The 23956-nt window shown below is 34.4% G+C and carries 25 protein-coding genes and 1 tRNA gene; 5 read left to right on the plus strand and 21 right to left on the minus strand.

Features of this window, described 5'->3' with window-relative positions; all coding sequences use genetic code 11:
- Window positions 1-323: 323 nt before the first annotated feature.
- The 15 genes from ACM55H_RS05770 to rocD form a co-directional block, all read right to left on the minus strand.
- Window positions 324-872 carry an REP-associated tyrosine transposase gene (locus ACM55H_RS05770; RefSeq protein ID WP_416835602.1) on the minus strand — a complete coding sequence of 183 codons (549 nt, stop codon included), beginning with the start codon at window positions 870-872 and terminating at the stop codon, window positions 324-326.
- 191 nt (window positions 873-1063) lie between these two features.
- The gene (locus ACM55H_RS05775; RefSeq protein WP_416835603.1) at window positions 1064-1294 is read right to left on the minus strand and encodes an AAA family ATPase; all 231 of its coding nucleotides are present in this window, start codon (window positions 1292-1294) and stop codon (window positions 1064-1066) included.
- Entirely contained in the window at window positions 1281-1475 is a 195-nt protein-coding gene (locus ACM55H_RS05780) for a hypothetical protein (protein ID WP_416835604.1), read from the minus strand. Before ACM55H_RS05780 ends, ACM55H_RS05775 begins: the two co-directional genes overlap by 14 nt.
- Window positions 1476-1684: 209 nt before the next feature.
- Window positions 1685-2896 carry a hypothetical protein gene (locus ACM55H_RS05785; protein WP_416835605.1) on the minus strand — a complete coding sequence of 404 codons (1212 nt, stop codon included), beginning with the start codon at window positions 2894-2896 and terminating at the stop codon, window positions 1685-1687.
- 504 nt (window positions 2897-3400) lie between these two features.
- Window positions 3401-4408, minus strand: a complete 1008-nt coding sequence (gene moaA / locus ACM55H_RS05790) for a GTP 3',8-cyclase MoaA (RefSeq protein ID WP_416835606.1) — start codon at window positions 4406-4408, stop codon at window positions 3401-3403.
- Window positions 4395-5309: a bifunctional molybdenum cofactor biosynthesis protein MoaC/MoaB gene (gene moaCB / locus ACM55H_RS05795; protein WP_416835607.1), complete on the minus strand. Its 915-nt coding sequence runs from the start codon at window positions 5307-5309 to the stop codon at window positions 4395-4397. Before moaCB ends, moaA begins: the two co-directional genes overlap by 14 nt.
- Before the next feature lie 141 nt (window positions 5310-5450).
- Window positions 5451-5888: a molybdenum cofactor biosynthesis protein MoaE gene (locus ACM55H_RS05800; RefSeq protein WP_416835609.1), complete on the minus strand. Its 438-nt coding sequence runs from the start codon at window positions 5886-5888 to the stop codon at window positions 5451-5453.
- Window positions 5889-5907: 19 nt separating this feature from the next.
- The gene (gene moeB, locus ACM55H_RS05805; protein WP_416835610.1) at window positions 5908-6987 is read right to left on the minus strand and encodes a molybdopterin-synthase adenylyltransferase MoeB; all 1080 of its coding nucleotides are present in this window, start codon (window positions 6985-6987) and stop codon (window positions 5908-5910) included.
- 74 nt (window positions 6988-7061) lie between these two features.
- Window positions 7062-7298, minus strand: coding sequence for a MoaD/ThiS family protein (locus ACM55H_RS05810; protein WP_416835611.1), 237 nt, complete (start codon window positions 7296-7298; stop codon window positions 7062-7064).
- Window positions 7295-8092 carry a uroporphyrinogen-III C-methyltransferase gene (gene cobA, locus ACM55H_RS05815; protein ID WP_416835612.1) on the minus strand — a complete coding sequence of 266 codons (798 nt, stop codon included), beginning with the start codon at window positions 8090-8092 and terminating at the stop codon, window positions 7295-7297. The genes ACM55H_RS05810 and cobA overlap by 4 nt, the downstream gene beginning before the upstream one ends.
- 5 nt (window positions 8093-8097) lie before the next feature.
- Window positions 8098-8661, minus strand: a complete 564-nt coding sequence (locus ACM55H_RS05820) for a molybdenum cofactor guanylyltransferase (protein ID WP_416835613.1) — start codon at window positions 8659-8661, stop codon at window positions 8098-8100.
- A 145-nt stretch (window positions 8662-8806) separates the two neighbouring features.
- Window positions 8807-9550 carry a sulfite exporter TauE/SafE family protein gene (locus tag ACM55H_RS05825; RefSeq protein WP_416835614.1) on the minus strand — a complete coding sequence of 248 codons (744 nt, stop codon included), beginning with the start codon at window positions 9548-9550 and terminating at the stop codon, window positions 8807-8809.
- Window positions 9551-9560: 10 nt separating this feature from the next.
- Window positions 9561-10733, minus strand: coding sequence for a molybdopterin molybdotransferase MoeA (locus tag ACM55H_RS05830; RefSeq protein ID WP_416835615.1), 1173 nt, complete (start codon window positions 10731-10733; stop codon window positions 9561-9563).
- A 230-nt stretch (window positions 10734-10963) separates the two neighbouring features.
- Entirely contained in the window at window positions 10964-11950 is a 987-nt protein-coding gene (locus ACM55H_RS05835; RefSeq protein WP_416835616.1) for an arginase, read from the minus strand.
- Window positions 11937-13187 (minus strand): ornithine--oxo-acid transaminase, encoded by a 1251-nt coding sequence (rocD, locus tag ACM55H_RS05840; protein WP_416835617.1) that lies wholly within the window; start codon window positions 13185-13187, stop codon window positions 11937-11939. Before rocD ends, ACM55H_RS05835 begins: the two co-directional genes overlap by 14 nt.
- Window positions 13188-13419: 232 nt before the next feature.
- On the opposite strand from rocD, the gene ACM55H_RS05845 reads away from it, so the two are divergent.
- The 4 genes from ACM55H_RS05845 (at window position 13420) to ACM55H_RS05860 (ending at window position 16906) form a co-directional block, all read left to right on the plus strand.
- Window positions 13420-13872 (plus strand): Lrp/AsnC family transcriptional regulator, encoded by a 453-nt coding sequence (locus ACM55H_RS05845; protein WP_416835618.1) that lies wholly within the window; start codon window positions 13420-13422, stop codon window positions 13870-13872.
- A 110-nt stretch (window positions 13873-13982) separates the two neighbouring features.
- Window positions 13983-14756, plus strand: coding sequence for a dienelactone hydrolase family protein (locus ACM55H_RS05850; RefSeq protein WP_416835619.1), 774 nt, complete (start codon window positions 13983-13985; stop codon window positions 14754-14756).
- A gap of 36 nt (window positions 14757-14792) precedes the next feature.
- Window positions 14793-15887: a DUF3667 domain-containing protein gene (locus ACM55H_RS05855; protein ID WP_416835620.1), complete on the plus strand. Its 1095-nt coding sequence runs from the start codon at window positions 14793-14795 to the stop codon at window positions 15885-15887.
- A 5-nt stretch (window positions 15888-15892) separates the two neighbouring features.
- Complete coding sequence (locus ACM55H_RS05860; RefSeq protein WP_416835621.1) at window positions 15893-16906, plus strand: M28 family peptidase; 1014 nt, start codon at window positions 15893-15895, stop codon at window positions 16904-16906.
- A gap of 181 nt (window positions 16907-17087) precedes the next feature.
- Here the strand turns inward: ACM55H_RS05860 and ACM55H_RS05865 are convergent, their stop codons facing one another.
- The 6 genes from ACM55H_RS05865 to ACM55H_RS05890 form a co-directional block, all read right to left on the minus strand.
- The gene (locus ACM55H_RS05865; protein WP_416835622.1) at window positions 17088-17972 is read right to left on the minus strand and encodes a sulfurtransferase; all 885 of its coding nucleotides are present in this window, start codon (window positions 17970-17972) and stop codon (window positions 17088-17090) included.
- A 242-nt stretch (window positions 17973-18214) separates the two neighbouring features.
- The gene (locus ACM55H_RS05870) at window positions 18215-19411 is read right to left on the minus strand and encodes a PAS domain-containing sensor histidine kinase (protein WP_416835623.1); all 1197 of its coding nucleotides are present in this window, start codon (window positions 19409-19411) and stop codon (window positions 18215-18217) included.
- 392 nt (window positions 19412-19803) lie between these two features.
- Window positions 19804-19879 (minus strand) — tRNA-His (locus ACM55H_RS05875).
- A 74-nt stretch (window positions 19880-19953) separates the two neighbouring features.
- Window positions 19954-20670 carry a bacillithiol biosynthesis deacetylase BshB1 gene (gene bshB1, locus ACM55H_RS05880; protein ID WP_416835624.1) on the minus strand — a complete coding sequence of 239 codons (717 nt, stop codon included), beginning with the start codon at window positions 20668-20670 and terminating at the stop codon, window positions 19954-19956.
- A 47-nt stretch (window positions 20671-20717) separates the two neighbouring features.
- Complete coding sequence (locus ACM55H_RS05885) at window positions 20718-21794, minus strand: isochorismate synthase (protein ID WP_416835625.1); 1077 nt, start codon at window positions 21792-21794, stop codon at window positions 20718-20720.
- On the minus strand, window positions 21794-22231 hold the full coding sequence (locus tag ACM55H_RS05890; RefSeq protein ID WP_416835626.1) for a PaaI family thioesterase: 438 nt from the start codon (window positions 22229-22231) through the stop codon (window positions 21794-21796). Before ACM55H_RS05890 ends, ACM55H_RS05885 begins: the two co-directional genes overlap by 1 nt.
- A gap of 138 nt (window positions 22232-22369) precedes the next feature.
- Here ACM55H_RS05890 and ACM55H_RS05895 point away from each other — a divergent pair, with 138 nt between their 5' ends.
- Window positions 22370-23896: a hypothetical protein gene (locus tag ACM55H_RS05895; protein WP_416835627.1), complete on the plus strand. Its 1527-nt coding sequence runs from the start codon at window positions 22370-22372 to the stop codon at window positions 23894-23896.
- The last annotated feature ends 60 nt before the right edge of the window (window positions 23897-23956 follow it).

Here is a 23956-nt window from a genome sequence, read left to right on the forward strand (position 1 = left end):
ATAACTAGTTATGTAAATATAAAAAATAATATTTCACCTCCAAACTTATTTTTAAATTCTTGAAAATAGTGAAGCAAAAAGAATGGAGTTTTCAAGAACGAATCCTCCTGCTGTCCGCTGTATCTCTCCACTGCGTTACGAGGATGCCGCTTCCATCAGGGCTAGGACTCACGAACTTTTTTCATAATACCGTTTCCACAAACTGGTCATGGTGAGGAACGAAGAAACACACTACATTATTTTTCTTCAAAAAAATTAATTCAATTTGACTAGAAAAATACCAGAAGCTAGCGCGAGCGTCCCGCTCGTGCCCACAATCAATATCAGTTCCTGTCTATTTCCAGAACCGTTTGATCGTCACAACCATAATTTCTGGCACTGCTATATTTCCAATCTACAGCATCAGTTACAAATCCAGTTTCAACAGGATTATTGTGAATGTATTCTAGTTTTTGCTCAAATACGTTCAACGACCAAATCTCGATAGGATTATTATTTTGTTGCCAAAACTGTCTATTCGTGACATTACTATTCTTTTTCCCTGCTCTTTCAAACATCCATAGCATCCATTCTTTTCTGCTTTCTTGTGGATTCTCCTCAATTGTTTTTACTATTTTCTTTGAAGTATATCCCTTAAAATCTCTTATCAACCCAGAAGGGTCATTTAATGACGAACGAAATATAAGATGGATATGACTTGGCATAATACAATATCCATAAATTTCCATGCCTTTATTTTTTCTACAAAAAACTAACGATTCTATAATGCACCAGAAATAATTATCTCTAGTAAATACATCAATCCAATTGACAACAGCGAAACTTATAAAATATGCTCCAGATTTTTCAGCAAATTTGTATTTTCTACTCATTGTTTTTTAAAGTAAAATGGACTTAGGTTAGTAGACACGAGCGTAATTTAAGAAACATATTTATGGACTTAGCTTTTAAAAAGCTAGCGCGAGCGTCCCGCTCGTGCACACAATCAGATTTCCACGCCTTTATTTTTCTGCAAAAATCTAACGATTCTATAATGCGCTTGGGCACGAGCGGGACGCTCGCGCTAGCTTGGGGCTTTGTGTGGCAAATCAGTTAGCAAAACTCCTTCTCGGCTTAGATTTTCAATATGAAATTTGTGAAGCCATTCCCAGGCATCAACCATCGAACTTTTGCCTGTTCCGTTTCTGCCATAAATTAAAGCAGAAGTTATCTTGCTACCTTTTACCAATTCAATAGAAACAGGCAACCGAAGTCCTCTGAAATTTTCAACAGTTATTTTCTTAATCTTCAGCATCGGCTATAAATGTTTTTCTTACTTCTTCTTCTTTCTTTTGCAAACCTATTGCAACAGCGTTCTCGAACTTTGAAGCACTAAAACCTGTATCAGAAATAAATCCCTCAAGTTTCGTTACAAAGTCCTTTAATTCTGGTTTTTCAGTTTTTAGTTCAGTAATCCATTCTTTAAGTTCTACCATATTCAAAATTTATTAATGTCGATTTCTTGTATTTTGAGTGTCACACATAGAATAGTCGATTACGTTTTGGCCGCTTGGCGATGTGGCGGATTAAGAAAACCTAAACTTTCGGTTAATGACTATACTTTGCAAATACAAAACAAACTTTTAATTAAAGCCAAAAACCCCAATTGCTACAAATGTGTGTGTGTGTTAGTGGCTGTTTTTTTTTATATTCCCAAAACATTTCGACTTGCACTCATAACATCTAATATTGCTGATTGTACTTGAATTTCTTGGGTATCTAATTGTTTATAAAAACTATTAAATGGTAGTTTGTTTATTTTTTCTTGAATTAGCATACAATCATTAGTTTCTTTTTTCCAAATTGCTAATCTTTCTTTTGTCATTAGATGAGATTTATATGCTTGAATGTGTTTTGACAAATTTACAGCAATCTTTGATTGTTGATTATAAAGATTTCTCCACATAGTAACTGAACTGTTTGTTTTTTCAATAATATTTATATCTTTTTCATTTGCTATTTTATTTTGAATGTCAGGAGTTAAGATGCTTTTTTTTCCATCTTTAATAATATAGATTTCATCTTCTATTACTGACAAAGTAATTCCAAGCTCATCAATATTTTTTAGAAACTGATATGTTTCTTTTTCGATAGTTCCTTTTTCTATGAAATTATTTGTAACATAATATATAGCATTGTTTTCATTACATTTAATTAAATAATTACTTGTTACTGATGTTTCTATTTCTTTTTTTCCATTTAATAAATTGTAGCAATCCATCAATTTAATAGGCGATTTATAAAAATAACCTAAATCCCTTGATAATTTATTATAATCGTTTCCAAAAAATTGTTGAGTTAAGTTTTTTGCAACAATTTCATTTTTTATGAACTGTAATTTATTTTCATTCATAATTCTGTAATCATCATTATCATTTAATTCAGTTATTGATGTTATGAATGAACCCTTTAATTTATCTGATACATTTATACTGTCGATTACTAAAATTTCTCTTTCGATATCAGTAGTTGGTACATATGCATTAATTTTTTCTCTAACTTGATTGTCTTCACCGAAGCTATAACCTGTGCTTATTTTAAATGATAAATCTCTACTTAGTAAAGACAAATCAGCAATCTTATTTTTTTTTGTTTCGTTATTAAAATTACTGTTTTTAATCTCAACGATTTTTTCTTTAATCGAATCTATTCTATTTTTTATTGCAATATATTCAGGATTATTAATTTCTAAATATTCAAATTTTTTGGAAGTAATTTTTAACTTTTTAACTTCAAAGGCTTTGCAATCAGATAAATTCTTATTTAATTTTTCAATTAATAAATAATTTGTGTTTTGAGAATAGATAAATGACACGTTTAATACCAATAAAAAAATAAATGATAATTTGACTTTCATTGTTATGACTTAATTATTTATGCTTACTTCTGTTTTTTGTCTTTTTTCAGCTTGTTCCGACGACTTAAATATTTTTTTTACTTTTAAAATTTTGATTTTCTACTAGTTACGTTAAAACAATCACTAACTACTATATAAGTCTGACGCTAACATACTTATCACCCCTAAATTGGGTAGATAGTCTTGATAAACATTATACATTACTTATTTCAAATGTACTATTTAATTACCGAAAAATCTGATAAATAAACTTTGATAATTAACTTATTTTCAAAAATAATACCTTCTTAATTGTAAACTTTACGGGAAACCACATTCACGTTCTTTTCTACACAAAATCCCTAGCCCCGGTAGCAGTGAAAACCGGATGCAGGTGAAGAACCACTTTTTCTGGTGGTGGCAGAGCGACCGCAGAAAGCTCCTGCCAGCGCCTAGAAAAAGGGTTTGAGACCAAATGGGTTGCAACGAATAACGGGAGTAGCTCCTAAAAAAAATTGTTAAAAATTAACCGCCAATCGCAATCATGCTGCGGTTATCTTGATTCAAAGCGGGATTGTTCATATCCTCGATGGTAGTCATTCCTGCTCGTACTTTCTTTTTGTTTTTAATGGCAAAAGCAATCAAGTCTTCTATCGCTTCGCCATTTCTGAAAGGCGTCAGTAAATCTGTTTCGGAGTTTGAGAACAGACAGTTTTTTATTTTTCCGTTTGCTGTAAGGCGAATTCTGTTGCAACCGTCACAAAAAGGATTGGTTATCGAACTGATAATCCCAAAACTTCCCAAGTAGTTTTTTATTTTGAATTCTCTGGCAGTGAAGTTTTTTTCATCTTCTAATTTCTCTACATGGGATTCTGGAAAATGATGTTGTACCTGATCCAGAATCTCCTTTTGAGAAACCATTTTGCTCCTGTCCCACTCATTTCCTGCAAAAGGCATGAATTCTATAAACCGAATCGAAATGGGTAAAAATTCAGTCAATTTTATAAAATCAATGATTTCATCGTCATTGAATCCTTTAATCAAAACCACATTTACCTTGATTTTGAAATCATTATTCAGTAACAAATGTAAATTATCAATAACGCTCTGAAACTGGTTTCTAAGCGTAATCGAATGAAATTTTGAAGCCACCAAAGTATCTAAACTCAAGTTGATTTTCTTGACGTTAAATTGCTTTAGAACTTCTATATGTTTGTTAATCAGAATTCCGTTTGTGGTGATGGAAATTTCGGTTTGAAGTGAAGCCAGTTTGGCTATTATTTCAGGAAAATCTTTTCTTAACAACGGTTCTCCGCCGGTAAGTCTTATTTTATCAACACCATTATTGACGAATGTTTGGGCGATGGCGTGAATTTCGTCAGCGGTCATCAAGCTCGCTTTTGGACTTAATACAATTCCATCAGCTGGCATGCAGTAGGTACAACGCAAATTGCATTTCTCAATTAGAGAAATACGCAAATAGTTGTGTTTACGTCCAAAATCATCCGTTAAAACAGCATTATTTGGTGTCATGATTTTTGCCTTTTAAAATATGAAAAACATGCAGCACATGAGGAAATATGGCATCCATGGATTCCTTTGCGCCATTGGTTGAACCCGGTAAAGCCAATACCAAAGAATTTCCTAAAGTTCCTGCAACTGTTCTGGAAAGCATGGAATACGGCATGCGTTGTTGCCCATAATTGCGGACAGCTTCCTCAATCCCCGGAATTCTGGTTTCCAATAATGGTTCCAATGCTTGCGGTGTAACATCTCTTGGCGAAAGCCCTGTTCCTCCGGTAAAAATGATCAATTGATTTTCTTTAGCGAAAGCTTTGGTTCGCTCTTGAATCACATCCATTTCATCGGGTATGATTTCGTAATGCGTCGTTTCGACTCCGCAAACTTCCAGTTTTTCAACAATTATTTTTCCGGAACGATCTTGCTTGTCTCCCGCAAAAATAGAATCGGAACAAACGAAAACTGCCGCTTTAATAGCGGATGGAAATCTATTTTTGAAAGACGATTTCCCGCCTTCCTTGCTGATTAATTTAATTGTCGAAATCTCGATATTTTTGTCAATTGGTTTCAGCATGTCATACATCGTAAGCGCCACAATCGAAGCACCGTGCATCGCCTCGACCTCAACTCCGGTTTTGTAAACCGTTTTCACATTGAAAATAATATCAATACTCAATTCATTGATTTCGTATGCTACTGATGTAAATTCAATTGGAATTGGATGGCAATCAGGAATGGATAAATACGTATTTTTCACCGCAAATAAACCTGCCGTTTTGGCCATTTCCAGTACGTTTCCTTTTGGAACCAGATTATTTACAACAGCATCAATTGTGGCCTGAAGACTCACAATCACTGTTGCCTTTGCTGTTGCGGTACGGAGCGTACTTATTTTATGTGTGATATCAACCATTTATATGTGTCTAAAGTTTTAAAGTCTAAAGTTGCAAAGTCAGCCTCTTGAAACTATAAAACCGTTATTTTTAATTCGTTTGGATTATTCTATTTATAGTATTCATAAAGACTTTCGACCTTCGACTTTATGACATTTAGACTACAAACTATTTTTCTTCCAGATAAAAGTACTGTTTTCAAATATTTCTTTACCAAAAATAGGCACATCTGTTTTTATCCAATTCACAATCGCTTCCGTGGCTTCATACACTTGTTTTCTTCTGGTTGCCGAAACAAAGACAAACAAACAGATTTCTCCTGCTTTAACCACGCCCAAACTGTGATAAATGTGCATGCAAATCAAATCGAATTGTGCGAAAGCTTTCTCTCTAATCACGTTCAGGGCTTCGTCTGCCATTTCTTCGTAAGCGGTGTAATCAATTGCAGCTACGGTTTGACAATCAATTTGATCGGCTCTGACTTGACCCAAAAAAATATTGTGCGCACCAATAGTCGTTTTCGATTGGTGTTTCGCAATCGACTGCCCTATAAATTCCGAAGAAATTGGTCCCTGAATGAAAACAGTTTTCTTACTCATGATCTTTATCTTTTATATTTTAGGAAACAGAAACAGTTTCTTTATGCAGTATTTCATTCAATGCTTTAGCGCCACCCGCAATACTTTTGGCATTCGTAAAATTATTTTTTACGAGAATTTCCACTGCCTTTTTACTTCTTATTCCGGATTGACAAAAAACAAATAATGTTGAATTAATGTCCAATTGATGTAGTTCGAATTCTAAACGGTCTAACGGAATTTGAAGCCCGTTTTTGATTGTTATTTTTGGATATTCATCTGAATTTCGAACATCAAGAAAAACAACTTGTGGATGATGCATTTGTTCCAATGCAAGAGCTACACTGATTTCAATAGTTGCACTTTCAACCGCAGTATATTTATTTTCGAAAGCTACTGTATCGATCGTATTTGTGCAAGTTTTTGAAAAATCAAACTTCTGTTGTTCGTTATTCAGCATATTATACACTAGTAATTTCCCCGACAACAACTCCCCTATTCCCAAAACCATTTTCAATACTTCATTCGCTTGAAACATACCGATGATTCCAACCGATATTCCCATAACACCCGCATCATTACAGTTCCTGACTTCGCTGGCTTCCTCTGGAAACAAACAGCGATACGTAGGTCCATTTTCATAATTAAAAATAGAAACCTGCCCTTCAAATTTATAAATAGAACCGTAAACAAACGGTTTGTTGGTTACGCAACACGCATCATTAATCAAATATTTAGTATTCAGATTATCCGTGGCATCAACCATAATATCATACTGCTCGAATAACGAAATTGCATTTTTCGAGTCTAATTTTTCAGTGATTGCATTTATTTTTATGGAAGGATTGAGTTCCAAAGCCATTGCTGCCGCTTCAAGAACTTTACTTTTCCCCACTGAACTGCTTTTGTAAATCACCTGGCGTTGCAAATTGGTCACTTCGATTCTATCATCGTCAATAATGCCAATTTCCCCTATTCCGGCTGCAGCCAAATAAGGTAAAACAGCAGCTCCCAATCCGCCGGCACCAATGATCAAGACTTTGGCTTGTTGCAGTTTTTGTTGCCCATTAATACCTACTTCAGGAAGTATAATTTGTCGGTTGTATCGTGCTGTTTCCATAAATTTAGGTTTAAAACAAACGTTTTATTTCTGAACGCCACTTTTTTAAAATCAAAAATCGTTAATCAAAAATCTTAACCTCCAGCAAATGGTGGTAATAAAGCAACAATATCATTGCTTTTCAGAATATAATTTGCTGTATCCTGTACTATTTTTTGATTAATTGCTACACTAAAAGAAAGTTGATTCAATTGGTACTTTTGCTCTAATGATGCTAATAATTGATGTAAAGGTAAATCAGAAAAAGAAATTTCTTCTCCTTGACTTTTGGTTTTTTCGGCTATAGCGCCAAAATATTTTACTGCAATCATGCCGTTAAATTTAAGTTTTGAAAAATGAACTCATCTTCGGATAATTCCTCTTGAAAATAAGTCGTTAATTTTGAAGCATTTCGCACCACTTCACCAATGACAATAATTGCAGGAGAAGAAAGTTGGTGCTCTTCGACTAATTTCGTTATAGAACTTATGGTTCCCACCACTTTTTTCTCGGTGTCTTTTGTTCCATTTTGAATGATGGCAACAGGCAAATCATCCGTTCTGTTGTTTTGATAAATCGAAATAATTTCGTCCAATTTATTCATTCCCATCAAGATAACCACCGTTGCTGATGATTGAGAAGCCAAAGATACGTCTTTAGACAATTTATGATCCGAAGTAGTTCCGGTAATTACCCAGAAACTTTCGGCAACTCTTCTTTGTGTCAAACTTATTCCATTAGACGCCGGCACACCTAAAGCAGATGAAATTCCAGGAACAATAGCGGTTTCTAAATCAAATTTTTGAGCATATTCTATTTCTTCGCTTCCTCTTCCAAAAACAAATGGATCGCCGCCTTTCAATCGAACGACATGACCAAAACGCTTTGCCATCGACACAATCAATTCATTAATTTGATCTTGACTGTAAGCGTGACAACCAAAACGCTTTCCAACAAAAATGATTTCTGCATGGGTCGCATACTGCAACAACTCTTCATTAACAAGCGCATCATACAAAACAACATCAGCACTTTCCAATGCTTTGATTGCTTTTAAAGTGATTAACTCTACATCTCCGGGACCTGCCCCAACGATTGTCAATTTTGGTGTATTTGAATTTTTCATTTTAACTAGGATAAATTGGTATTCAATTCGTTTAACTCGGCAACAGAATTTATATTTTTAAACTGATCTCTTTTGGCATTCGGAATCGGAATCAATTGATGTTTTACATTTGAAATGAAGCGCATCATTTTCAAATCATTATCATCAATTGACTTTTTTAGAACAGGAATTATGGTTGTTGCATAAATTCCTATCAAAGGATGAATCCGATCATTATCTTTGAAAACAGAAACCTCAAAATTTGTATCATGATTTTCAATCAATTCCAACAGTATTTCGGTAGAAATTAATGGAATGTCGCAACTCAATATCAAATTCATCTCCGTTTCTGAATGAACCAGTGCAGTATATATTCCGCCCAATGGTCCTTTATCAGTTATTATATCTTTTACTTTTTTGTATGCTAAATAATCGTAATCGTTTGTATTGGTAATCAATTGAATGTTCCTTGATATTGGCAAAACCGCTTCTATGATATGCTCGATAAAAGGTTTGTTTTGGTACAATACCAAGCCTTTTTCCGACTGCATTCGGCTGCTTTTTCCTCCACAAAGAATCGATACTTGCATAAAAAAAATAATTTAATGATTGAAAAATTTAATAATTAAAAGATTATTTTACTACAACTTTAGCAATAAACATTTAACCCCTTAACATTTAACCATGTTTCTATATTCCTTGAATCATTCAATTTTTCAATCTTTAAATAACAAATCAAACAATCAACTTCACACTCGCTAATAGGATTACCGTTGCCAACACATATTTCAACACTTTATTGGAAAAATATCCGCTACCATAATAGGCTCCTAACATCCCTCCGAAAACAGCTATTGGAACTAAATAAAAACTTTCTGTTGGAAACGTTTTGTCTCCCATAAAATAGCCCGAAAGTCCCGCAATAGAATTCACTAGAATAAACAAACTTGAAATGGCTGCTGTTTCTTTTAACGTCGCCCAACCCAATAATAAAATGATTGGACTCAGGATAACGCCACCACCAATGCCTAACATTCCGGATAATAAACCTATTCCAAAACCTATTCCCATAGCTAGCGGAATATTTATTTTAGTGCTTTCTGTTTCTTTAGAATGAAAAAAACCGAACAATCTTAACGCTGCCAAAATCAATACGATTCCTAACAATATTTTATAAAAACTATTTTCTAACGGAATCATCCCGCCAATAAAAGCCGCCGGTACCGAAGTTATCGCGAAAGGATAAAACAGTCTGGGTTTGAAGAAATCTTTTTTATAGTAAAAGAAAAAAGAAATTCCTGAAACAAACAAATTAAGCAATAAGGCAGAAGGTTTCATCACCGAAACAGGGAATGCAAAAATCGCCATCAACGCTAAATATCCCGATGCGCCACCATGTCCCACGCTGGAATACAAAAACGCAACCACCGCTAACAATACGCCGAATAAAATCAAAAAATCATTATTTACTATTGACATCTTTACTCTATTAATTAAGTGGTATAACAAGTACTTCCTGATCTTTTTCAATATTTACCACATCATAAGGCAAATAAATTAAAGCATTCGCTACTGCAAAAGTATTCAGCATGGCTGAACTTTGACTCTCTAAAACCGTAACTTTTTCATCATCACACAACCCTTTCAAAAATAAGGTTTTTCCAGTTATATTTTCAAATTGGGCAGTTATTTTCCGTTTGATTTTTGGCAAATGAATAGACTCAAAACCCATATTTATTTTTAGCGCCGGATGAACATAAATGTAAAAACTGGTCAAAGTCGAAGCTGGATTTCCAGGCAAGGCAAAAACTATCGTTTTGTCTTTTTTTCCAAAAAACAACGGTTTTCCAGGCTTCTGATTAATTTTATAAAATAACTCTTCTACCCCATTGAATAAAAGCGCTTCTTTGACAAAATCATAATCACCAACCGAAATTCCGCCTGAAACAAGCACAACATCAAAAGCAGCAAGACAGCTTTTTATAATTCTTTTTGTAGCCTTCAAATTATCCTTTACCCGGAATGTTTCGATTTTTTTAATCCCAATTCCCTGCAAAGCAGCTTCAAGCATAATAGAGTTACTTTCGTAAATGGTTCCTTCCGATAATTTTTTGCCCACTTTTACCAATTCGTTCCCTGTAACAACAATAGCCACTTTTGGTTTGGCATAAACTGTTATTTCCGTAATTCCCAAACAAGCTAAAAATCCAATAGCTGCAGGGGTAATCACCGTATTATTTTCAAGTACAAGTTCGTTTTCTTTTATTTGCTCGCCTTTGCTTCTAACATTCGCAAAACGGTCAGGCATTTTGGTAATTTCAACCGTTTTATTTTTAACCGTAGTATGTTCCTGCATGACAACCGTATCCAAATTATCCGGAACATACGCTCCAGTGAATATGCGTATTGCCTGATCTTTTTTTATTTTTTTATTCGAAAAATCACCAGCTTGTGAAGTGCTAACCACGTTAAACTGTTGCAATTCACCATGCATAAAAGCGTAACCATCCATCGCTGATTGACGGAAAGGCGGCATATCCATTGGAGAATAAATTGCTTCCGCCAAAACAAAACCAAGTGATTTGGCCACTTTAATTTTTCTGATAGGCATCTTGCAACTATTTTCTGCAATAATCGATAAGGCTTGGTCCACTTGTATCATACGATTTTGAATAAAACTAAGTAAAAATACTTATTGCAAATATACGTAAATATGTGAAGTTGAACCAACAATTAACTATAATTGCATGCAAAATGAATATAGCAAGATTTAAACCGTTTTATTTATTAAAAAATGAACAAAGCAATACCAAATCTGTAAAATCCGTAAAAAAGAAATCCCAAAACCGATCTAGATTTTGGGATTTCCTATACTAATTCAATATTTAAAACTTATTCAATAGGTAAAATCAGTGTTGAAGTAACAGCCTCCAAAACTTCAAAAGCCGTTTCTGCCATCTTATTTCCTTTAGTATCCAAAAGTGGATTTACTTCCACAAATTCGAGGCAAACCACCTTTTTACTTTCGATAATCTGATTGATAATTGCGATGACCTCGTATTGATCAAATCCTTTTGGTACCGGAGTTCCCGTTCCATATGAAATCATATCACAATCCATGGAATCCACATCAAAAGAAATATAAATCATATCACAATTCGTTAGCTCAGCCAAAGCCTCTTCCACACAATTTTGAAGTCCTCTATAGCGTACTTCGTGAACTTTATAATTTCGGATATGCAACTTTTCAATTTGCTTATCTTCGGCTTCTTCGGTATCGCGAACACCAAAATAAATAACATCTTCGGCCTGTACTTTAGCACCTTCGCTGCCTATATTTTTCATTTTCTCCCAATGCTCTTGGGTTTCAAGAGGCACTTCATTGTTCTGACAACTTAAATTATCGTCTGCAAGAGCTGCCGATAATGGCATACCGTGAATATTTCCCGAAGGCGATGTGTAAGGCGAATGCAAATCAGCATGGGCATCAATCCAAATCACTCCTAAGGTCAATTCCGGATAAGCCACTTTTATACCGCTTATGGTTCCCAGTGCCGAGGAATGATCCCCTGATAAAACTATGGGAAAATAATTCTGTTCCAGATTTTTCTTTACCGCATGACACACTCTGGTGCACTGCTCCACAACGTGTTCAATTCTTTTGGCAGAAGTACTTCTATTTTTATCATAAATGGATTCATTATGCGTTTTCACATCTTCAAACTCAAATTGATTAAAATAGTCGCTGTCTTGATTAATTGCGGCTATTTCGATAGCATCAATCCCTAAATCCGAACCTCGGGTTCCTGCACCGATATCAGACCGGTTTTTGATTAATTTTATTGCTTTTTCCATGACAATTAAATTATCTGAAATCATTTAATGCTCTTTCGATAATTCCAAGACACTCATGAATTTGAGTTTCAGTAATAACTAATGGCGGTGCCAAACGTATTTTATTTCCGTGTGTAGGTTTTGCCAATAAACCGTATTCACTGAATTTCATGCAAATATCCCAAGCCAAATCGGAGTCTTCATCACAATTAATAACAATCGCATTAAGCAATCCTTTTCCACGAACCAATGTAATTAGAGGATTTCTGGAAGCAATTTCGTTAAGTCCCGTTCTTAAAACAACGCCTAAATAAGCTGCATTTTGTGATAAGTTTTCGTCACGAACCACTTCTAGTGCTGCAATGGCAACAGCAGCTGCAACTGGATTCCCTCCAAAAGTAGAACCATGCTGACCAGGTTTGATGACATTCATAACCGCATTATTCGCCAAAACTGCCGAAACTGGATAAACGCCACCCGAAATCGCTTTTCCTAAAATTAAAATATCTGGTTGAACATTTTCATGATGCACGGCTAATAATTTTCCGGTACGTGCAATTCCTGTTTGTACCTCATCAGCTATAAACAAAGCATTGTATTGTTCGCAAAGCGCTTTGGCTTTCGCCAAATAACCGTCGGCAGGAACATAAACTCCGGCTTCTCCTTGAATAGGTTCTACTAGGAAACCGGCAATATTATTAGTTGATTTTAAAGCGTTTTCCAATGCTTCAATATCATCATAAGGTATTTTGATAAATCCTGCTGTGAAAGGACCAAAACTTTTACGCGCATTTTCATCATTCGAAAACGAAATAATCGTAGTCGTTCTTCCGTGGAAATTATTCTCGCAAACAATTATTTGCGCTTGATTTTCTGGAATTCCTTTTACTTCATACGCCCATTTTCTACAGATTTTCAAAGCTGTTTCCACTGCTTCGGCACCGGTATTCATTGGTAAAACTTTATCGAAACCAAAATATTCAGTTACAAATTCTTCATAAGGCCCTAATTGATCGTTATAAAAAGCACGTGAAGTCAACGTCAATGTTTGCGCTTGTTTTACCATTGCACCAACAATTTTTGGATGACAATGTCCTTGATTCACCGCCGAATAAGCCGACAAGAAATCATAATATTTTTTACCGTCTACGTCCCAAACATATACGCCTTCCCCTTTTTCTAAAACTACCGGTAAAGGATGGTAATTATGAGCGCCATACTTATTTTCTTTTTCTATAAATGCTTCAGATTTTGAAGAAAGTGCTTGATGTGATTGTTCCATGACTTGTTATTTATTAAAATTTAAAACAAAAATATATAATATTTTTTATTTTACAACAAAAAATGATAATTTTGACTTAATTTAATCATTTAAAAACAAATAATCACTTTTATTTGTACGAAAATAAGTCATTTATTAATACGTACTTTTTGTTTTTCCTTTCAATTAGACGAGAAATAATAGTTACTTTTATAAATAGTAGAAAATACCTTTTCAATTTAAAATAAATTACATGGACATATTAGATGAATTTGATATCAATATCATTAAAGAATTAGAAAAAGATGGTCGTATGGCATTTTCTGCTATTGCCACTACGCTAAAAATATCCAATACAATGGTTCATCAGCGGGTAAATCGATTGACAGAACAAGGAATTCTGGCAGGAATAAAACCCATTATAAACGAAAAAAAAATTGGGTACGACTGGGCTTCTTTTACCGGTATTACCTTAAATAAAGACCAAGATTCAAATAGAATTATCGAGGAATTAAAGAATATTCCTGAAATCACAGAATGCTATTATGTAACCGGTTCTTTCACGCTTTATATCAAAATAGTAGCCCAGAATCACGAACACATGAGAAAAATCCTTTATGAAAAAATTGATAACATTCCAGGAATTTCCAAAACGGATTCCATCATAGAATTGGGCTGCGCTTTCAAACGGAATATCACTCTATAGTTACCAAAATTATTTTTTGCTGCTTTATGTTATAAAAAATCCCAAAAAGAGTCTGTTTATACAGAAAAATCACAATTTATTTTAGATATTTGTTTAAAAAATAAAACATTATGAAAAATATAGCCTTGTTTATTTTAGGAATAGCACTCTTTTCAAATGCAACCTTTGCACAGCTGAAACCAGCAAAATATAATGATGGCGCTCAGGTTTTGAATGGATTCCAAATTCAGCCAATGAAAAAAAGCCCACAAAAACCGGGCATCCTAATTCTTCCCGCTTGGAAAGGAATTGATAAACATGCAAAAACTACCGCAGAAACGTTGGCTAAACTGGGATATTATGCCTTTGTAGCTGATATTTATGGTGCTGGAAATTATCCGAAAGACAATGCAGAAGCAGGTCAAAAAGCAGGATTTTACAAAACAAACTACAAGGAATACCAAAAACGAATTTCATTAGCATTAGAACAATTAATTAAATCCGGCGCAAATCCTAACAACATTGTCGTAATGGGATATTGTTTTGGTGGAACGGGAGCACTTGAAGCAGCTCGTGCCCACTTGAATATAAAAGGAGTAGTTTCTTTTCATGGCGGATTAGGAAGAGATGCTTCTCGTACAACAGAACCTATAACAGCTAAAGTTTTAGTTTGCCACGGTGCTGATGATCCGTATGAATCTAAAGAAGAAATCACCGCATTCCAACAAGAAATGAGAGACACAAAAGCCGATTGGCAAATGATTTATTATGCTAATGCGGTTCACTCTTTTACAGATCCGGATGCAGGAAATGACAATTCAAAAGGAGCTGCCTATAATGAAAAAGCAGACAAACGTTCTTTTGAACATTTCAAAATTTTCCTAAATGAAGTTTTGAAAAAATAATTTTTAGATTCTATTAATAGCCAAAACAACGTTTTTATGGGGAAAACCGTTTTAAGAAAGGATAAGACATGCCTAAATTGCAGATATGTTGTAGAAAACAGATTCTGTCCTAATTGTGGACAGGAAAACACTGATATCAGAAAAACATTTCATCATTTATTCATTCATTTTTTTGAAGACCTGACGCATTATGAAAATGCTTTTTGGCGCACCATAAAAAACTTAATCTTAAAACCGGCATCCCTAACTAAGGAATATCTTTCTGGTAAACGATTATCCTATTTAGCACCTGTTCGCCTTTATATTTTCATCAGTTTTATAACTTTCTTTCTAATCAGTGTGATGCCTGAAAATAAAGAAGCAAATGATTCAAAACAAGCTTCCGAAAAATTTTATAACCCAACAGAAAAAGTCAAAAAACAGGATACAATCTACAAAGAGCAGCAAAAAATAATTGACTTTGAAAAAAAAGGATTGATTTCTAAAAAAGAATCCGATTCAATTCAAAAGTTCATTGTTGCCTCTAAGGAGAAAAAAGAAGATCAAGAAGATGGAGGATTTACCTTTTTTGGAAAACAATACAAATCAGTTCAGGAATTTGATTCTATCCAGAAAAATGCTAAACCCGAAAATAAAATGGGCGCATTTCAATACTGGTTAAACCGAAAAACGCAGCTGGTAAATGATCGATACACTGCCACTGAGCTTAAAGAAAAGTTCGTTGAATCCTTTATACATAATCTACCGAAAGCATTATTTGTTTACATGCCACTCTTTGCTTTTATTTTATGGCTCTTTCAGGATAAGAAAAAATGGTACTATTTTGACCATGGCATTTTCACGTTACATTACTTTTCATTTTTATTATTAGGATTGTTAATACTAAAATTGGAAAACTACTTCCTTGGATTTTTAAATGAATACACATTATTTACCGTTATAAATTATATTTTTACAACTATTGCAGTCCTTTATATGCTGTATTATTTTTTCCCGGCGCACCATCGTTTTTATGGCGATTCCAAAATAATTTCAATAACAAAGGGAATCGTTATGTTCTTCATTAATATGTTTTTTGTTTTCATAATCCTTACCCTATTTGCAGTTTATACCTTTATTAATTTACATTAAATAACATGAAAAAAATATCCCTATTAAGTTTGCTTTTGGTTTTAAGCATCAGTTGTACGACTCAAAAAAAGAGTGTAACTGCGGTTGAGCCTACAAAATACATGAATACCATCACGGCAAGTGATTTAAAAAAACATCTTTATATTGTAGCGGCTGATTCGATGGAAGGACGTGAAACAGGTTCAACCGGTCAGAAAAAAGCTGGTGTTTATCTCATCAATCAATACAAGAAAAACAACATTCCTTTCCCTAAAGGCGCTACATCGTATTACCAAAAAGTTCCTGCTGAATTCATGAACAAAAAATACGGAGAAAAATTAGGAGATTCAGAGAATATCTGGGCATTCATCGAAGGTTCCGAAAAACCAGAAGAAGTACTGGTTATTTCGGCTCATTACGACCACGTAGGCATTAAAGATGGTGAAGTGTACAATGGTGCCGATGATGATGGTTCCGGAACAGTTGCTTTACTGGAAATTGCACAAGCATTCGAAATCGCCAAAAAAGAAGGTCATGGTCCAAAACGTTCCATTATGTTTTTCCACGCAACAGGTGAAGAGCATGGATTACATGGTTCCCGTTATTACTCGGAAAACCCTTTATTTCCTGTCGCAAACACAATTACCGACATCAACATTGACATGATTGGTCGTCGTGACGAGGCACATGCAAATACAAATAATTATGTATATCTAATAGGCGCAGATCGTTTATCAACTGATTTAGATAATATTTGTACCATCGCAAACGCCAAGTATATCAAAATGGATTTAGATTATAAATTCAACGACCCTAAAGATCCAAATCATTTTTATGAGCGTTCTGACCATTATAATTTTGCCAAACATGGAATTCCGGCTGTATTCCTTTTCAATGGTGTACATGCTGATTACCATCAAAAAACAGATGAAGTCGATAAAATTGAATTTGATGCGTTGGCCAAAAGAACACAACTTGCCTTTGTAATCGCTTGGGAATTGGCAAACAGAGAAAATCGCCCTGTAGTCGATAAAAAATAGTTTTAGCATTTGGGCACATCCCGCCGAAAAAAGCGGGTCGGGCTATACGTTGCAATCTTTTTTGTGATGAAAAATCACAAAAAAGGATTTCCACTGCTATCCCTTGTGCAAACCCGATACAACAAGAGCTTTGAAGCAATTCAAAGCTCTTGTTGTATTTACACTTACTAAAAACAAACCGCTACTCTTTCTTCGAAGTCGCTATCAGTATATTATTTCTGGACCACTCACTCCAAGAACCAACATACAGTTTTGGGATTTCTAGACCTGCATAAGCTAGTGCCAAAAGCGTATGGCAGGCTGTTACACCAGAACCACAATGCACGATAACATTTTCAGCTGCCTTATCTTCAAATTCTTTTAAATAATTATTCTTCAATTCTTCAGGTGATAAGAAAAACCCATTAGAATCTAAATTAGTGGTAAAAGGAATATTTATGGCACCCGGAATATGTCCTGCAACTAAATCGATAGGTTCTTTTTCTCCATTGTATCGTTCTTCATCTCGTACATCTACAACCAGAAAATTAACATCTTGTGCTACTTTATCAATTTCATGAATATCAGCTAACGGCAACAGCCAATTTTCAATTTTATACGGTTCCGTTTTCAATGGGATTTCTATTTTTGAGCTTGTTGGAAATCCTGCTTTAATAGCCGCTTGAAATCCGCCATCCAACACCTGAACTTTCTGGTGCCCAACAGATTTTAACATCCACCAAAACCTCGCAGCTGCATTCGAACCATTTTTATCATCATAAACCACTACGTAACTCGTAGACGTTATGCCAAGACTCGTTAAAGTTTCAGAAAATTGTTCAAGTGTAGGCAAAGGATGCCTACCTCCTATAGAAACATTCGCTTTTATATTGGCTAACTGCGTGTTTAAATCAACATACAATGCACCATCTAAATGTTCAGCACTATAATTTTCTTTAGCACCATTACCGTTACTGGCATCAATAATTACTAATTCACTTTTATCTTTCAGTGCTATTAGTTCATCAGGCTTTATAATTGGTGAAATGTCTTGAGCCATATTTCTTAATTTTACAATTAGTGTCATTATTATTTTTTTACTCAGAAATAACTACTTTTATATCAAATACAAATTAAAAATAGCTTTTAAGTACTACTAATTTATGCTATTATTTGCAATCGTCAAAACAGCAATTAAATTCAAAAAAAACACACTAGAGAAATTATTCACTCCATAAAAAAAGCCCACTAATGTAGGCTTTAAAGTTATCTTTTCTTGAATTTCACTAGCTGTTACAAAACTTTATGTTTCAACCTTAGAATTATTTTTTAAGCGCTTTCATCAAACTCAATTTTATCAGCACTGTCTATTTTGTGTAATGGTTCCTCCATTGGCAGTGTAAAATAAAAAGAAGAACCTTCGCCTTCTATACTTTCTACCCATATTTCACCACCATTTTTTTCTAAAAACCCTTTCACTAATAGTAATCCTATCCCTGCACCTTTATTTTCTGTCCTTGCTTTTGAAAGTATATTCATTTGTGGTGTAAAAAGTTTGTCTTGGATTTCTTTAGACATACCAACACCGGAATCTTTTATCTGAACTATTATTTTATCTCCTTTAGTTTTTGCCGAAACTACAATTTTTCCTCCAGGGAGTGAATGTTTAATAGCATTCGAAACTATATTCTGAATAACGGAAAGTAACATTTTTCCATCAGCAAAAACTTTAGTGTTTTCTTTAATTTCATGATGAAGATTTATTGTATTTAAAGACGCAGTATCATTTAAAGTCTCAAAAACTTTTTGAACATAATCAACAAGCTCAATTTTTCTAGGAGAAAACACTTCTGCTGCGTATTTTATTCTCGCCCACTCCACTAAGTAGTCTAACATATTTAACTCATCTATTGATGCTTTGTAAAGAAGCTCAAGCATTTCTTTAACTGTATTTGGCTGCATTCTTTCAAAATTTGATTTTAAATATCCAGTAGTAGCAATAATACTCGATAATGGACTTCTCAAATCATGCGAAAGTATGGCAAGAACACTTTCTTTATGTGTATTTAAATCTTCAAGGTCCTTTACATATTTTTTTATGGCATCTTCTGATTTCTTTCTTTCCGTTAAGTCGCGTAGGATTTTAACATATCCTAACATTTCCCCATCTATTCCAGTAAGCGGGAAAACTAAACCATATGCATAAAATTCACTTTTGTCTTTACAAATATGCCATCTGTTATCCGTTGCCCTTCCTTCTTTTAAAGCAGTTTCAATTTCATTTTTAGGAATACCATTTTGTAAATCTTCTTTTGTAAAAATTATATCAAAATGTTGTCCTAAAATTTCATCTGATTCATAACCAAAGATTTTTGTTGCCCCTGAGCTCCAACTGTTGATCACAAATTCATTATCAATAGTAAAAATGGAGTAATCTTGTAAACTGTCTATAATCTGGCTATAAAATTCGGCAGTTGGAATATAATTACTTTTAAGAATTTTAGAATTAATTTGCTCGTTTTCCATTTGGTGAATTAAATGATATTTAATTTTTTTTGAATGCAGAATAGTATTTGAAAATCAGATAGGAATGCGCTCAAAGGTATACAAAAGGATGCATGAATATTGAAAAATATTCCCCGAACATAAATGTCCCACCGTTACACAGTCTATTCCTGGATTAATTCTCAATTTATGTTTTTACTAAGTACTTTATGTTCGCTAAATAACTATTCGCACCCCTATTTTATATTTAATTTTTCAGAAACATTTAAGCCTTAAACGATTTTTTCAAACTCCAAATTTATACTATATGCTTTCTCATTTACAATATTCAAGCCAATAAATAAAACCGAACAATCCCACGAAAGTTTATTCCACAAAAAAAGCCTCGAATTTCTTCGAAGCTTTTGCTTTCTGGGTGGGAGACGGGGCTCGAACCCGCGACCCTCGGTACCACAAACCGATGCTCTAACCAACTGAGCTACAACCACCATTTGCTTAGCGGTGGCAAATATACAACATAAGTTTACTTCTGCAAATAATTTTTTTAAAAATTTACAGCAAATTTATATCAAATCTCCTAAACTATTGACTGCCAAATATCTTTCAACCGTAAAACCTTCACCAAATTCAACCCCTACTAACCTTCCCAAATCTCTAGAACGATAATTCAGACTTTCTAAGAAGTTTTTACTCGTGATTGGTGATTCTGGTTCATTCGAATTTGGATCATAAAACTGCGAGCGATACGCTAAAATAGATTCGATTTTCTTATCAGTAAAACCTGTAATATCAACAACAAAATCAGGTTCTATGTTTTTCCATTGAATATAATGATACACTAATTTGGGTCTCCAGGCTGCTTGATTTTCTCCATCAACAGTAGTTTCTATCTTTCTCAATCCCGATAAAAAACAAGCATCCGAAACTAATTTACTTCCTTTTGCATGATCAATATGACGGTCGTCAATGGCATTACACAATACAATTTCGGGTTGGTACTTGCGAATCATTTTTATGATTTCCAATTGGTGTTTTTCGTCATTGACAAAAAAACCATCGCGCATTTCCAGATTCTCGCGTACCGAAACACCTAGAATTTTTGCGGCAGCATTTGCTTCCTCATCTCTAATTTCAGCCGAACCACGAGTTCCTAACTCTCCACGAGTCAAATCAACGATTCCCACGGTTTTCCCTAAGGCGATTTCTTTTAGAATAGTTCCCGAACAGCCTAATTCGACATCGTCAGGATGCGCGCCAAAAGCAAGTATGTCTAATTTCATATTTTTTATTATTACTATTCTGTTATCTATTTCGTGTAAACTTTCATCTACAACACCTTTTTCATTGTCATTGATTTATTGATGCTTTCGCTCCATTCCTTTTCAGGAATACTATCTTTAGTAATGCCGCAACCCATATACAAATACGCTTTGGTCATTACTGGTTCCGAATTAACCTCAATTTGCATACAGCGCAAATTCACAAACAAATCAGAACTTACGGAATCTGTTGCAAAACTGCTGTTCAACTCTCCTAAAAAACCAGTATAAAAACTCCTGTCGTAATTTTCATTTTCTAAAATAAAAGCTTTCGATTTTTCTTTGGGTAAACCACAAACTGCAGGTGTGGGATGCAATAAATAGATTACTTGCTGCAAAGTAGAGTTTGAATTCAATACCCCCCAAATATCCGTTTTTATGTGCCAAATACTTCCCGCTTTGACGCTGTAAGGTTTGGTAACCGAAACTTCCAAAGCAACGCCTTGCAAAGCTGAAACTATATAATCCGTAACATATTGCTGCTCTTCTTTCTCTTTTTTATCCCAAACTATTTCCCCAGAACCACTATCCTTTTGAGTTCCTGCCAAAGCCATTGTTTCAAATACATTCACATTGGCTTTTAATAATTGCTCGGGTGTAGCACCGAGCCAGATTCCTACTTTTGGATGAAAAAAACAATACACAAAAGTAGCGGGATACAAGCGAACCAACTTTTCGAATACCGTAACCAAATCAAAATCAACCAAATCAACTGTTTCTTTTCGGGATAAAACCACTTTCTTGAATTCGTCATTTTCAATGGCTTGAATTCCTTTGGCAACTAATCTTTCAAAATTATTTTTGGTAACTCCATTTGATTCCTTAAATTCCCTTTCAAGAACATCAACTTTTTTTTTGTCCCAAATAACACCAACTATTTCAGATTGATTTTCAGGAATTAAATAGGTTTGATTGCCATCAAAAGAAGCAAAAACAAAGCCTTTTTCGGTAAAATCATTTACTTTATATAATTCATCATTTTGCTGAAAAAGTCCGATTACCATATCTGAATTGGGTTTGCAATACAATACAAAAGGTAAATTTTGTTCAAATTGATTTTTGGCTTTATCTAAAATTACGTCCATTATTTATCTTCGCTTTTTCTTTTTGGCAAAACCATATTCGTCAATTTACAAAGCGAAATCAAATTGCCTATTTCATCTGTAATTCGTATTTCCCAAAGATGAATACTTCTCCCCTTATGAACTATTCTTGCGGTTGCCGTAACTATTCCGTCTCGTTTTGCTTTCAAATGATTCGCTGATATTTCAATTCCGCGCACTTCACTGTGCTCTGAATTTACATACAACAACGATGCGGCACTCCCCACACTTTCGGCCAAAGCAACTGAAGCGCCTCCATGTAATAATCCAAAAGGTTGATGCACTGATGGATTTACCGGCATCGTAGCCACTAAATAATCTTCTCCTGCATCAGTATATAGAATATTCAGGGTTCGCATCAATGTGTTTTCTGAGATTTGATTGCAATATTGAAGGATTTTTTCTTTGTCGAATGTCATATTTTTGGCTTTAAAAATGTAAAATTAAATAAAAGATGAGTTACAAAATAGCAAATGCAATTGTTATTCTAAATTCAAATTTGAAAATCGTTTCCAATCAAATAAGATTTTCCCTATTTTTACAAAAAAACTAACGAAATGCGTCCCATAACTTTATTGTTTTTTATTGGAATATTGTTGTCTTTTTGCGCTTGTCGTTCTGATTTTGAGACCGTAGCCAGCACGGGCGATTTGACGTTTTCGAAAGACACTATCTACTTAGATACCGTTTTTACAAACATAGGTTCCAGCACGTACCGGCTTAAAGTTTACAATCACAGCAAAAATGACATCACCATTCCAACCATAAAATTAGGAAAAGGATTGAGTTCTAAATATAGAATGACAGTCGATGGAATGCAGGGAACAAATGGAAAAATATTCACCAATGTTGACCTTCTCGCCAAAGACAGTTTGTATATTTTCATAGAAACCACCGCTAATATTGCCGATGCCAACCCAACTGACTTTTTATACACTGACCAAATTCAGTTTGATGGTGGCGAAAATTTGCAAAAAGTAGAATTAGTGACCCTAATTCAGGATGCTGTTTTTCTATATCCAAAACGCTTTGCTGACGGAACTACCGAAACACTTCCCATTGGCGAAGAAAAAATCGATGGCTTTTATCTCGATGAAAACGATGCTATAAATGGTAATGAGCTTCATTTTAAAAACACAAAACCTTATGTAATTTATGGTTATGCCGCCGTTCCTTCAGGAAAAACGGCAATTTTTGATGCGGGAACCAGAGTCTATTTTCATGCAAATTCCGGTCTTATTGTATCTAATAATGCATCGATACATATAAATGGAGCCGCGTCTGCAACAGATAAATTGGAAAAAGAAGTCATTTTTGAAGGCGATCGATTAGAACCCGAATATTCAGATGTTCCCGGACAATGGGGAACAATTTGGCTTACGAATGGCAGTACGAATAATCAATTGAATCATGCTACCATCAAGAATGGAACTATAGGATTACTTATTCAAAATAATGACGGAACAACTATAACTATAAAAAATACGCAAATCTATAATTCAGCCAATTATGGAATTTTGGCGCAGACCGCAAAAATTAATGGTGAGAATCTTGTTATCAATAATGCGGGACAAGCTGGTCTAGCTTGCGCTTATGGGGGAAATTACAACTTTACCCATTGTACGTTCAATAACAACTGGAATAGTTCAGAACAAGTGGCGGTTTTGGTAAGCAATTACATTTTGGGAGCAGTTCCGGAAGTAAAAGACCTAACCGAAGCAACATTCAATAATTGTATTATTTACGGTTCATACTCGAATGAAATGATTTTGAACAAAAAAACAGGCGCTGCTTTTGTATATCAATTCAATAATTGTCTTTTAAAATTTGACAATACTTCCAATCCATTTACTACGAATCCAGACTATCAATTTGAAACGGATGCAGCACATTACAACGCAATTATTTTAAATAAAGACCCTAAATTCCTAAAGGTTTCCCTAAACAAATTCAACATTGACGAGACTTCCGCCGCTTTTGCAAAAGGGAATTCGGCGTATCTGATTCCATTGGATATTATAGGAAACACGCGAACATTACCTCCTGATTTAGGGGCATATCAAAACAATCCGTTCCCTAAATAATTTTTCAAAGTCTTTGCTTTTCACATTTGCTCGTACTATTTATTTAAACTAAATTTGCAT

The sequence above is a fragment of the Flavobacterium cryoconiti genome (assembly GCF_048158645.1).
Classification (GTDB): Bacteria; Bacteroidota; Bacteroidia; order Flavobacteriales; family Flavobacteriaceae; genus Flavobacterium; species Flavobacterium cryoconiti.